This window comes from uncultured Dokdonia sp. (assembly GCF_947492815.1).
GTDB lineage: Bacteria > Bacteroidota > Bacteroidia > Flavobacteriales > Flavobacteriaceae > Dokdonia.
The window spans coordinates 123,352-136,397 of sequence record NZ_CANLOB010000010.1; the positions used below are offsets into that span (position 1 = coordinate 123,352).

11 protein-coding genes are annotated in these 13,046 nt (G+C 34.2%); 5 read left to right on the plus strand and 6 right to left on the minus strand.

Features of this window, described 5'->3' with window-relative positions; translation table 11 throughout:
- Window positions 1-498 precede the first annotated feature (498 nt).
- A complete protein-coding gene (locus Q1A01_RS11610; protein ID WP_299680653.1) occupies window positions 499-2,139 on the minus strand; it encodes an ABC-F family ATP-binding cassette domain-containing protein in 1,641 nt (546 codons plus the stop codon).
- A gap of 234 nt (window positions 2,140-2,373) precedes the next feature.
- On the opposite strand from Q1A01_RS11610, the gene Q1A01_RS11615 reads away from it, so the two are divergent.
- The gene (locus tag Q1A01_RS11615) at window positions 2,374-2,928 is read left to right on the plus strand and encodes a hypothetical protein (protein ID WP_299680656.1); all 555 of its coding nucleotides are present in this window, start codon (window positions 2,374-2,376) and stop codon (window positions 2,926-2,928) included.
- Between the two features lie 58 nt (window positions 2,929-2,986).
- Here the strand turns inward: Q1A01_RS11615 and Q1A01_RS11620 are convergent, their stop codons facing one another.
- From Q1A01_RS11620 to zwf, 3 genes are all read right to left on the minus strand, one after another.
- Complete coding sequence (locus Q1A01_RS11620; protein WP_299680659.1) at window positions 2,987-3,487, minus strand: endonuclease V; 501 nt, start codon at window positions 3,485-3,487, stop codon at window positions 2,987-2,989.
- 213 nt (window positions 3,488-3,700) lie between these two features.
- On the minus strand, window positions 3,701-4,414 hold the full coding sequence (gene pgl, locus Q1A01_RS11625; RefSeq protein ID WP_366520095.1) for a 6-phosphogluconolactonase: 714 nt from the start codon (window positions 4,412-4,414) through the stop codon (window positions 3,701-3,703).
- Window positions 4,415-4,502: 88 nt separating this feature from the next.
- A complete protein-coding gene (zwf, locus tag Q1A01_RS11630) occupies window positions 4,503-6,017 on the minus strand; it encodes a glucose-6-phosphate dehydrogenase (protein WP_299680662.1) in 1,515 nt (504 codons plus the stop codon).
- 151 nt (window positions 6,018-6,168) lie between these two features.
- Here zwf and gndA point away from each other — a divergent pair, with 151 nt between their 5' ends.
- Window positions 6,169-7,578: an NADP-dependent phosphogluconate dehydrogenase gene (gene gndA, locus Q1A01_RS11635; RefSeq protein ID WP_299680665.1), complete on the plus strand. Its 1,410-nt coding sequence runs from the start codon at window positions 6,169-6,171 to the stop codon at window positions 7,576-7,578.
- Window positions 7,579-8,035: 457 nt separating this feature from the next.
- Here gndA and murA read toward each other — a convergent pair whose 3' ends face one another.
- Together murA and Q1A01_RS11645 are read right to left on the minus strand one after the other, a co-directional pair.
- Window positions 8,036-9,349 carry a UDP-N-acetylglucosamine 1-carboxyvinyltransferase gene (gene murA / locus Q1A01_RS11640; RefSeq protein WP_299680668.1) on the minus strand — a complete coding sequence of 438 codons (1,314 nt, stop codon included), beginning with the start codon at window positions 9,347-9,349 and terminating at the stop codon, window positions 8,036-8,038.
- Window positions 9,350-9,370: 21 nt separating this feature from the next.
- Complete coding sequence (locus Q1A01_RS11645; RefSeq protein ID WP_299680671.1) at window positions 9,371-10,012, minus strand: DUF4290 domain-containing protein; 642 nt, start codon at window positions 10,010-10,012, stop codon at window positions 9,371-9,373.
- 853 nt (window positions 10,013-10,865) lie between these two features.
- On the opposite strand from Q1A01_RS11645, the gene Q1A01_RS11650 reads away from it, so the two are divergent.
- The 3 genes from Q1A01_RS11650 to Q1A01_RS11660 all read left to right on the plus strand — a co-directional run bounded on the left by Q1A01_RS11650 (window position 10,866) and on the right by Q1A01_RS11660 (window position 12,849).
- A complete protein-coding gene (locus Q1A01_RS11650; protein ID WP_299680673.1) occupies window positions 10,866-11,207 on the plus strand; it encodes a hypothetical protein in 342 nt (113 codons plus the stop codon).
- A 175-nt stretch (window positions 11,208-11,382) separates the two neighbouring features.
- The gene (locus Q1A01_RS11655; protein ID WP_299680675.1) at window positions 11,383-12,192 is read left to right on the plus strand and encodes a hypothetical protein; all 810 of its coding nucleotides are present in this window, start codon (window positions 11,383-11,385) and stop codon (window positions 12,190-12,192) included.
- 222 nt (window positions 12,193-12,414) lie between these two features.
- Entirely contained in the window at window positions 12,415-12,849 is a 435-nt protein-coding gene (locus Q1A01_RS11660) for a hypothetical protein (protein ID WP_299680677.1), read from the plus strand.
- The last annotated feature ends 197 nt before the right edge of the window (window positions 12,850-13,046 follow it).

The window sequence follows — 13,046 nt, forward strand, 5'->3', positions numbered from 1 at the left end:
CACTATTTAAATTACATAATAAACTGTAGAACTATTAAGAAATACTATGACCTCACTGACTAAAAAAAGAAGGGCTCTGTTTTAATAATTAGGATGTACTACTTTTCAAGTATAGCATATAAAGTATCACTTGCAAGATACAGTTAGGTATAAAAATGAATGCTACTATTTGTGAATTTACTTCTGGATAACTAATTTCAGGAAAACCAATTCTTAAAAAGGAGGTAATGGATATCGCTATACCTGTGGGAAGAAAAAACAAAACTCTTTCGGTCTGAATAGTAAGTTTCCATTTTTTAATAGCTATAAACAGAAAAGGGACATAAGACACTCCCCATAAAATTGCATAAAAAAGCCCTACAATAATAACCATACATGCTTCCCCAGAACAGTTTTTAGATAAGAATATAAAAGGAAGTATATTCAGTAATACAGCTAGGAAATATATTTTAAGATTATAGAACTTCAAACAAGTTTGATTTTTCAAAAAAGATAGCATTAGTTAGCCTTCAAATCAATATCTTTCAGATTCTCTATACGATTACGTTGTAAGAAATCATCGATAGTTTCAAAATGTTCAATCACTCGTTTCTCTTTAAATTCAAATACTTTTTTAGAAAGTCCACGTAAGAAATCTCGATCGTGAGATACCAAAATTAAGGTGCCATCAAAGTTTTGCAATGCTTCTTTGAGAACATCTTTAGACTTTATATCTAAATGGTTTGTGGGCTCATCTAAAATCAAAAGATTTACAGGTTCTAATAGGAGTTTTACCATGGCAAGACGTGTCTTCTCACCACCAGACAATACACTTACTTTTTTATCAATGTCATCTCCAGCAAACATAAAACGTCCTAAGATATTTTTAATTTGTGTACGTACATCTCCTTTTGCAACCTCATCTACCGTTTGAAAGATGGTTAAGTCTGGATCTAATAATGCTGCTTGATTTTGTGCAAAATATCCTACTTTCACATTATGACCTAACTCACAAGAACCTTCATAATCAATCTCTCCTAGTATTGATTTAATCATTGTAGACTTCCCTTCTCCATTACGTCCCACAAAGGATACTTTTTCGCCGCGAGCGATAGACATATTAGCATTTTTAAACACTATATGATCATCATATACCTTTGTTAAATCTTCCACCTTTACAGGGTAATCTCCAGAACGCATCGCTGGTGGGAATCGAAGTTTTAAAGAAGAAGTATCTATTTCATCGATCTCTATAATTTCTAATTTTTCAAGCATGCGCTCACGAGAGGACACTTGGTTTGTTTTAGAATACGTTCCTTTAAAACGTTCTATAAACGCTCTATTATCTGCAATAAATTTTTGCTGTTCTTGATAGGCTTTTATTTGATGTGTACGACGATCTGCTCGTAATTCTAAATAATGAGAATAATTAGCTTTATAATCATAAATACGTCCCATTGTTACTTCAATGGTACGATTGGTAATGTTATCGATAAAGGCTTTATCGTGAGAAATCACAATCACCGCTTTTGCTTTGTTTAACAAGAAATCTTCCAGCCAAATAACAGATTCGATATCTACATGATTGGTAGGTTCATCTAGCAGAATAAGATCTGGTTTTTGAAGTAAGATTTTAGCTAGTTCGATACGCATACGCCACCCCCCACTAAATTCACTGGTAGGTCTATTAAAATCACTTCTTTTAAACCCTAATCCTCTAAGTGCCTTTTCTACCTCTTCTTCATAATTGGTATCTTCTATCGCATAAAACTTCTCTCCAATATCAGACACTTGGGTAATGATATTCATATACGCATCCGATTCATAATCAGTACGTGTTTCTAGTTCTTTATTTAACCTATCCATCTCATCACGCATCTCAAATACATGTGCAAAGGCTTTGGATGCTTCTTCCATGACGGTACAATCATCATCGGTCAATAAATGTTGTGGCAAATATGCTATAATAGCATCTTTAGGCCTACGTACATTTCCGCGAGTAGCTTTTTGAACACCAGCAATGATTTTCATCATGGTAGACTTTCCTGCACCATTTTTTCCCATCAGGGCAATCTTATCTTGCTCATTAATAGAAAAGGATACATTGCTAAATAAGGTATCTCCACTAAATTCTACGGCTAAATTATCTACTGCGATCATGTACTTATTTTAAGGATGCAAAAATAGGTAAAAAGAGATTCTCTCCGCTTAGAATATCATATCACTTTTCATTTCCAAATCAATAAACATTTCACACACTAACACCTAAAAAATCAATGAATTCATATAGAAAAAAGGGGGCTTTTAGCTGTCTTTAGCTTCTAGAAATCAATGTAGTTTTGACATATTCAATAGAATGACTATTGATAGATAACCAACATAAATTTAATTCGTATGAAAACCATCACATTAACCATTGTATTATTTCTTTCATTTACCCTTGTAGGAAATGCGCAAAAAAACAAATCACAAGCTGTCAATAAAACATTGAGTTTTATTCTTTCTGATTATGCAAAACTAAATCAAGTAAAAGCAGTTGCTCTAAAAGATTATCAAAAGTATTTATCTAAGAAAAGACTGAATGCAAAAGGAATGAAAATTAAAAAGGTAGTTGCACTTAATTATCTAACAAAAAAAGGTGAGAAAAATACTATTTACCTGATTCAAAATGCAAAAGGTCTTTCATTTAGTGGTCCTTCTTGTAATTTTAACAATAATATATTTGGAGGAAATTATGAAAACCAATGTGACACTTCTGGAGATGAAGGAGATTGTGAAGTAATTACGGATACTTGTAATTTAGAAGACTGTACGGTATTCTGTGTTGTATCAAGTACTTGTGATGGAAGTAATGAATCCAATCCAAACTGTTGTGAGGGACAAACATGTACTGATGGCGATAGTCTTATAAGTAACCTAATGGATCCTTTAGAAGTCTTAATGGGCTAATCAATTTCTAAAATAAATATGGATAATGAGAAGTATATGATATGCTTCTCATTATTGTTTACTCCCTCCCTAACCGATCAACTTCTTTCAATAAGGTAGGAAAACGATACTCGCCATGCATTTCTTGAATACGAGATGCTGCTTGTTGTAGAGAGATGCCTTTAGCAGTAATATACAATAGCTTTTTACTATCCCCTCGAAGGACAGGGATCTTTAACGTATCAATCTTTGCAAAGTTATTCTTAGCGACACCGATGATAGGAATTTGCTGATCTAAAGCTTCATATAAATATCCACCCAACCCTAAAGCGCCTTCGTCATCTAAAACTACAAAGCCGTCTATAACAATGACATCTATGATTGCTAGATCAATTTGCTGTAAAAGACTTAAAATACAAGGAAGTTCTCGTTTATAAAACAATCCAGATTCATACGGTTGAATATTTGTAAGTGTTTCTGAATATACCATATTCGGAACTTCATCTGTCCAATGCTCAAACTGTATGGCGACTGTTTTTGCTTTATCATCAAAGTAATGGGTATCAAAAGCAAGGATCATAGGATTGTATTCTATAAATTATTTTAAAAGCGGTTGTACTTTTATACGCATTATCGCTTTGCTCTCCCTCTGGTCGTGAACCTACCAGCAGACAGGTCTCGCAAGTTCAATTTCGTACTTCGACTTCGCTCTGCATAAACTTCTGCGTCACAATGTTCCTTGAAAGCGTACTTATATATAAACCTATTTTTTATCGATGAAACGAATTGCATACTACTCCACTCCTGCTGCTGCACTTTCATCTAAAAACCAATGTAAATCTTTAGATGTAGGAGCTACAAGACTTGCTGGATATTGTAAATAACCTTCTTCATTATTAAAGATCGTTTTCACTTTTTCTTTCTTAGAATCCCCAGTCACTAGGAAAGCGACCGTTTTTGCATTATTAATAATAGCCCCCGTAATACTAACACGTTTCTGTCCAGAATCTGGATGTGTAGCTACTTCACACCAATGATTAGAATTCCATAATTCAATCTCATGAGGAAATATAGATGCCGTATGACCATCATCTCCCATTCCTAGTATGACAAGGTCAAATTGAGGCATACCTTCTTGCATTGGCAATTGAGTTTCGAGCACTTGACTATAGCGTTCTGCCTCTTCCTTGGGAGAGTTTTCGCCTTTAATTCTATGTATATTTTCTGATGGTATATTGATCTTAGATACTAAATGATCTACCGTCATTTTATAATTGCTATCACCATCTGTGGGTGGTACACAGCGCTCATCTCCCCAATAGAAATGAAACTTTGACCAATCTAAATCTTGGTATTTTTCTGCTAATTCATCAAAAACAATCTTTGGTGTACTTCCTCCGGAAAGTGCAATGGTGATCGTATCCTTTGTCTTTGAAAGATCGATTAGAAATGTTATAAATTTTTCTGCGACACCTTTTTTTGTGTCTGATGTATGTAAATTCATCATTATATGTAATTAGTTGGTACGCTTTATCACTTTGACTTCGCTTCGCATAAACTGCTACGTCACATTACTCCTTAAAATGTATCATGTCTTAACAATCTATCACACAATACCCAGGATCGTCTGCTAGGTTTCGCCCTGGATTTCTCCATTCGTGTGTACCTTCTATGAGTTCATTTGCATGCTCTGGTCCCCAAACTCCTGCAGAATATCCATATACCTTTGCTTTGGGGCTTTTCCAAAAATCAAGAATAGGATCTGTAAAACGCCAAGCTGCTTCTACCTCATCTGCTCTAGCATACAACGTAGCATCTCCTTGCATTGCGTCAAGTAACAGGCGTTCATAGGCTTCCATGATATGTGAATCACCTAAACTAGAATAGTAAAAATCTAGATTACCACGCTCTACTTTGAAACCTTGTCCTGGTACTTTTACTCCAAACTTTAATAGAATACCCTCATCTGGCTGTATTCTTATGATAAGTTTATTATCCTTATTTATATTAGAATTTTTAAAGATCTGATGGTGTGGTGATTTAAAATGTATCACAACTTCTGTCACCTTTGTAGGCATGCGTTTTGCTGTTCGCACATAAAAAGGTACATCTGCCCAACGCCAGTTATCTACAAAAAACTTTACGGCTGCATACGTCTCTGTAATACTATCGGGATCTACATCTATCTCTTCCCTGTATCCATTCACACGCTCTCCATCAATCATAGAACTCAAATACTGTCCTCGTATCGTATCTCTCTCCAAAACTTCTGGATCTGTCATCATACGGAGAGATTTTAGTGCTTTTAGCTTCTCATTACGAATCTCTTCTGGATCTGCACTTAAAGGCGGCTCCATCACAATCAAGGCTACTAGTTGTAATAAATGACTTTGAAACATATCACGCAGCGCTCCACTCTTATCATAATAACCTCCACGAGACTCTACGCCTCCACTTTCTGCATTTGTAATTTCTATATGATCTATATAATCACGATTCCATAACGGTTCAAAAACGCTATTTGCAAATCGTGTAACTAATATATTCTGGACAGTTTCTTTCCCTAAATAATGATCTATTCTGTAAATTTGAGACTCTTTAAAATACCTATGTAAACCTTCATTAAGCGCTTTTGCAGTCTTAAGACTATATCCAAAAGGTTTTTCTACAATTAATCGTTTCCATCCTAAACGTTCATCATTAAGACCTTCTGCTGTTAGGTTTTTTGCAATAGCTTCAAAAAGACTAGGCGGTGTAGATAAGTAAAAAATAAAGTTATTATTACACTGATATACTGTGTTGAGATTCTGTATGCGTTCATTAAGTTCTCTATAACTTACATCATATTTTTTATGTAAATCTTCATAAAACAACTTTTCTGAAAACGCTTTAATAAATGCTTCACTGTCATCTAGGTATTTACTTTCTAACGCTACTCGGTTTCTAAACTGTTCGTCTGTCATAAAGCTACGAGCAACACCTAGCACCACAAAATGTTCTGGCAGGTGATCATCTTTATATAATTTATAGAGAGCTGGAACAAGTTTACGAGCAGTAAGATCGCCGGACGCGCCAAAAATGACTAATAATTGGTTTTCAGTTTTTGGCATAAGAAGTAATTTTCATTTAATCACAAAAATAAAAAATTATAAACTGCTTCTTCATATACTTCCTCGTAATCTATCAAAAAAAATAGATTATTTCTGTTACTTTTGCCATACAAGTAGGTGTAAACAATAAGCCCCTTATAATGTATTATTTATGGAGAACGTATATGATTTTGGCCTAGTAGGCTTAGGCGTAATGGGACGCAATTTTATTTTAAATGTAGCAGATAATGGTTTTACTGCAATGGGTAATGACCTAGATACAGAAAAAGTAAAAGCACTCATAGATGAAGGCGGCAATACAGATCGTGTCAATGCGGTGGTGGAGGTATCCGCTTTCGCGAAAGCGTTATCATCTCCACGCAAAATCATGTTACTTGTTCCTGCTGGCAAAGTCGTAGATATTGTAATAGATTCGCTATTACCACACTTAGACAAAGGAGACATTATCATAGATGGCGGAAACTCTTTTTTTACAGACACCGATCGAAGAGAAGCCTATCTTGCTGAAAAGGGGATTCACTTTTTTGGAGCAGGCGTATCAGGTGGTGCAAAAGGAGCTCGCAAAGGTCCTAGCATCATGCCCGGAGGGTCTAAAGCGGGATATGCTGCTGTACAACCTATTTTTGAAGCTGTAGCTGCTAAATATGAAGGCGAACCTTGTGTCGCTTATTTAGGACCAAAATCTGCCGGAAACTATGTAAAAATGGTACATAATGGTATTGAGTATGGTTTGATGCAACTCACTTCTGAGATGTATGATGTTCTAAAAAAAGTTGGAAAATTTTCTAATGAAGAAATACACCATACATTTAAAACTTGGAACGATGGACGTTTACAATCTTTCTTAGTGGAGATTACCTCTAAAATAGTCGCCAAAAAAGATACGCTCACCGACGGTGATCTTATAGATCAAATACTAGATAAAGCAAAACAAAAAGGTACTGGAAAGTGGACATCGCAAAACGCCATGGATCTTGGAATTCCTGTTCCTTCTATAGATATTGCAGTGAGTATGCGAGAAATCTCTGCGCTAAAAGAAGAACGCATACAAGCAGATGATGTATATGACCGACCTGAAGTTGCTACGATTGCAAAAGACAAACTGAGTACACTTACAGAAGAGGCATTGTATTTTTCATTTATTATAACTTATGCACAAGGGTTACATCAGTTATCAGATGCGTCCAAAGAATATGGGTATGATCTTAATATTGCTGAAATTGCAAAAATATGGCGTGCCGGGTGTATTATAAGAGCGAGATTACTGGCAGATATCACCGAGGCTTTTCAAGAAAATCCTAGTGTACCTAATTTACTGTTGTCCCCCTCTTTTATTGAAAAAATAAAAGGAACCGTAGCTTCGGCGAGAGAGTTAGTTGCTTTTGGCGCTACCAATGGGATTCCTTTACCTGGTCTATCTAATTCTCTTACTTATTTTGATGCATATACCTCTTCTAGACTACCGCTTAATGTCATACAAGGACAACGTGACTTCTTTGGATCACATACATACGAGCGACTAGATCGTGATGGTATTTTTCATACAGAATGGGAAGCGTAACTAAATAAAATGATCTCGGTGTAGATAATTTAGTCACTCTTTTAGGGTGATTTTACTAAAACCCATCTAATTAGCTTATAATCAACATATTTGTTCATTTTCTTTGCTCGTCCAAAGAAAACAGAACCAAAAGAAAAGACGCTTTTTATTCGTGTGATTTCTATTTTTAAATATTTGAACTCATGAATCTTCGATTTCTTAGGTATTTTTTCGCTTAAAGCGAAAAACCACAAGGAATTTCTTTCTTCTCTTCTCCTCGCCCAAAACTTACGTTTTGTCGTTTCCAAGACTTCAAAAATTTTTAACGGAAACACCTCGTTATACTGGAGAAAAAGAAAAAACTAGTAACTTATATCAAACTAACGTTAAATACCAACTTCGATCAATATAATACATTAAAATGTATGTGCTTTTTTATATTGTTTTGCTTTCGCGAAAGTGAAGCGATAAAGCGTAATTATGCTGTTCTGATAATTTTTGCTCCGATAGCTCTAAGACGTTCGTCTATATTTTCATAACCACGATCAATCTGTTCGATATTGTGTATGATGGATGTTCCTTTGGCGCTTAATGCTGCGATCAATAATGAAATACCGGCACGTATATCTGGAGATACCATCGTTGTTGCTTTTAACATCGATTTAAAATCATGTCCTATAATGGTAGCTCGGTGCGGATCACAAAGGATAATTTTTGCACCCATATCTATCAGTTTATCTGTAAAGAACAAACGGCTTTCAAACATTTTTTGATGCACCATTACTTCTCCTCTAGCCTGCGTTGCTACCACAAGTACGATACTCAATAAGTCAGGTGTAAATCCTGGCCAAGGAGCATCTGCAATGGTCATAAAAGAGCCATCTATATAACTTTCTATCTGGTATCCATCTGTATGTGCAGGGATATAAATATCATCTCCTTTACGCTCTAATGTGATACCTAGTTTCCTAAAGGTGTTTGGGATAATTCCTAAATCGTCCCAACTTACATTCTTGATGGTGATTTCACTACGTGTCATCGCAGCGAGACCAATCCAAGAACCGATCTCAATCATATCTGGTAAGATACGGTGCTCACAACCGCCTAATGATTCAACACCTTCTATATGAAGCATATTAGAACCTACTCCAGTAATCTTTGCGCCCATGCTATTTAGCATTTTACAAAGCTGTTGTAAATACGGCTCACAAGCGGCATTATAGATGGTTGTCTTTCCTTTGGCAAGTACAGCAGCCATCACAATATTTGCTGTTCCTGTTACGGATGCTTCATCCAGAAGCATGTATGTTCCTGTAAGACCGTTAGGTGCTTCTACACCATAAAAACGCTCTTCTTTATTATATCTAAAATCGGCACCTAATTTGATAAATCCTTCAAAGTGGGTGTCTAATCTACGGCGACCTATCTTATCACCTCCTGGACGTGGAATATATCCTTTCCCAAATCGAGCTAATAAAGGACCTACAATCATAATAGATCCACGTAAACCACTTCCCTCTTCTTTAAAAAGCTCACTTTCTAAATATTCTAATTGAAGTGCATCACTTTTAAAGGTATAAGAACCTTTTCCTAACTTTTGAATTTTTACACCTAAATTTCCTAAGATATGAATCAGTTTATTGACATCTCTGATATCAGGAATATTCGTAATAGTTACTTTCTCGGGAGTTAATAATACCGCACATAAGATTTGTAATGCTTCGTTTTTTGCTCCTTGTGGTTGGATTTCCCCTTTAAGTTGATGTCCTCCTTCTATTTGAAATGTACCCATGTAATGCTATAAAGAAAAGTGTTAGTATCGTTTTTTACGACCGTAATTTTTTGATTTTTTAACTGGATGATCTGCCGCTTTTGCTTTTTTAGTAGCTCTGATTAATTTTTCAGATTCACGTAAGGTTTCATCCTTTTCACGAAGGTTAATATTTCCTTGACTCAACTCAAAAAGATGATCAAAAATCACATCATCTTCTACAGTGTCTTTATTCCAGTTAAGGAAACATTTCTTCATATGATTTGCGATGGTATACTCTAACGCATCACGCATTTCTCCTTTGTCCCACCCTATAGCAACATCAATCATACGTTTGATATTATTACCATAAAATCGGTATTTGGGAAAGTTTTGAGGATATCCTAAAGGCTCTGGGCGCTCTGCAAGTTCTTCTCTAGAAGGTTTTCCATAAGGAGAATCTACATCTAGTTGGAAGTCTGACATAATAAATAACTGATCCCAAAGCTTATGCTGAAAATCTGGCACATCTCTTAAATGCGGCTGTAAATTACCCATTACAGCTATAATGGCTTTTGCCATATTATTGCGCTCTTCTCTGTCTTCTATCTCTGTCACTTGGTCTACCATCTTCTGAATATGGCGTCCATATTCTGGAATGATCAAGTGATCTCTCTCTGTATTGTATTCTAATTGATCTATCAATTGTAAAAAATTAAGTGAAGTTTGTTTACATATATAAACAGTTGCAAAATACTAAAAATTGTGCAAACTCTAGTTTAAATTTATTTTGTGTTTATAATATGTTTCTAAATTAGGGTAAATACAGTCTTTAGTCGGTAGTCAGTAGTTGATAGCTATTAGTTCTTGACTTTACAATCTGTACGGTTGATCCCTTTAAAATTCAAAAATCATTCGATATTTAGGGTTTGGCGGTCGGCGTTCAAAAATCAGCAATCACTTTTAGTCGGTAGTTGTTAGCTATTGATCTTTAGCTATTAGTTACCTGTACTTAGCTGATTTAAGTTGATCCCTTTAAAATTCAAAAATCAACAATCAACAATCGTTCATCTCCAATCATTCATCTCTAATCATTCGATAGTCGACAGCTTTTAGTCTTTAGCTCTTATCAGGTCATATGGAGTTCGTAAAAAACTATATTCTATATTCTTTTCTCTAGCTCTCTTTTCTTTTTTTCCGCTCCTACCTTCCGGCAGGCAGGTTCGCGAAAATATATAGAGTACCATTTTAAACGTGTTTACGGGTTTCCGTAAGGTGGAATGTTTTAGAATGGGTAGTTTTCATTCTAATTACAAACGTTTATAAGTATTTGAAGTCGTTTGTATACGATAGCAAGATAACTTAAAGGCACACAAAACATCTAAATTACAACGAATTACAGCTACAATTTTTAAAAATTAAATTACATTTGGAAGAAAATAATCTAACTATAGAACTATCGTATAGGTAATGATATATACTAGTTGTAAATAATGCGCCAAAATTGCGGAGTAAATGGAATATTAATCTGAATTGAAAACCATTCGCGAAAATAAAAATGGAAAACGAAATTAAACTGACTTTAGCGGCTGAACCTTTCGCAAAATGTTACGGAATTCTAATTCTTGAAAATGGAGATTATATGATTGAAATTGAGCAATCAAAAATCCCAACTAGTTTTCTAAACAGACTAAAAATATGGTATGAAGAATATTATCCATATACAGGAATGAGTTTAAAAGAACTTGAATCTCACCGAGAACATACTGAGAAATTGGACAAAGTCGGAATTGAATTACTAAATGAAATTCATAAAAATGGAATATTTAGTGATTTGAATATTAAAAGATATGTTTATTACAGCAGAGGAATTGACAAACCAATACTTGAACTGAATTGAAAAAAGCACTATTTACAACAATGTATAACCGCAATTACGGCGGATTCGACTACGTCCGAATCCACTCGGAATTGCTAAAGCCTGTACCAAACCGAAAATTAACGCATACTAACCCGTAACTAACGGTTATACGAGGCCGTTGTGCGTCATTTAAGAACACGCTGGAAAAAAGAAAATGAGTCGAAAAAAATGGACATCTGAAAAAATATTCACTCGACTGCTGAATAATAAAACGCAAAAGACTTTTTGGGAAAATATTCGTGAATTAAGAAAACGACCAAATAAAGAAGTTTATAATAAAGCGTTCAAACTTGCAAACTCTAAAATTGAAAAAGAGAAAATAATTGGGATTTATGTTTTAGCTCAATTAGGTTTTAACCCAAGATTTCAACAAGAAAAAACAGTTGATTTATATTTTAAATTATTAGAAAATGAGAAGTCACCAAAAGTAATATCAGCAATTTTATCTTCAATAAGTCATAATAATGAGAATTTAAATGAGAAACAGATTTCAAAATTAATAGAATTCAAAACTCACAAGTTTGTAAATGTTAGGTTTGAATTAACTCTTGCACTTTCTTGTTTGGAAAATGAGAATGCAATAAAAACTTTAATTGAATTATCTAATGACAGAGATTCTGACACCAGAAACTGGGCAACTTTTGGAATCGGAACACAACTTGAAAACGATACTGAAGAAATCAGAATTGCTTTGTGGAATAGAGTTACTGACAAAGACAAAATTACAAGATTAGAAGCGATTTCAGGGTTAGCAAAAAGAAAAGACAGAAAAATAAAGAGCATTTTAAAAACCGAACTTGAAAACATTGACGAAGATGGTTCGTTGATTTTAGAATCTATTGAATTATTTAATGATAAGGACTTTATTTCATTATTGGAAAAGAAAATAATGGATAATAAAAAATCAAAAAAAGTTAACGAAGATTGGCTTTTAGAAACTATAAACAAACTGAACGAAAAATAAAACGAACGCACAACAATGGCTATAATTAATACGGGGGGTTGTGTTTAATCCAAAGTTCAGTGTATTTTTATAAAGTCCGCCAAATCTTTTGATTTGGCTTTAAAAATGAAAAATTAAAACAAAATAAAAAGTTTTGGCTAAGTGCTTAATCGGAAATTAATCGCTTATTTATTCCCGTACTAATCATAGCCTAACCGTTGGCTTTCATTAAGAAAAAGGTCGATGAAAAATAAATTAAGGAAAATTAAAATCAATAATAATACCTATTTATGGAGACGTGGACACTATCATTTACCTAAATTTGAATACTCTGAATGTGTAGAAAAAGTAACTATATATCTTGAAGAATATAAAAATTCGCCTCTTCAACTTTCATTTAGAGAAGAAGATAATCTAATATTGAAAACAAATATTGATAAAGAAAAATGGTGTGTTGGATATCCAGACAGTGGAGTTATTTGGTTATTTAAACCTAGAGCTGATAAAAAACCACAAACAGAACATATTGCTATTAATTTGAATCGCCCTGCGGTAATAGCTGAACTCATTAAGTACTTTAATCTGAATGGATGGAAGCCAAAAGAAAACTCTAAACCATTTGTAGAAGAAAATGCTCTAAAATTTCTTGAAATAATAGATTTACCTCGAGGATATTAATAAAAAATAACGAAAAGCTAACACGGTGTATAAAACATAGCTAATAAGTGCTTAATCGAAGGGTTTTGTATATTTAGAAAGTACGTCAAATTTTTAATTTGGCTTTTAAAAAGAGAAAATTAAAAACAAAATATAAAAATTCGGCTCTGTGTTAACCCGAAGGCTATTGTCTTTTTGCACGCTACGTTACATACACA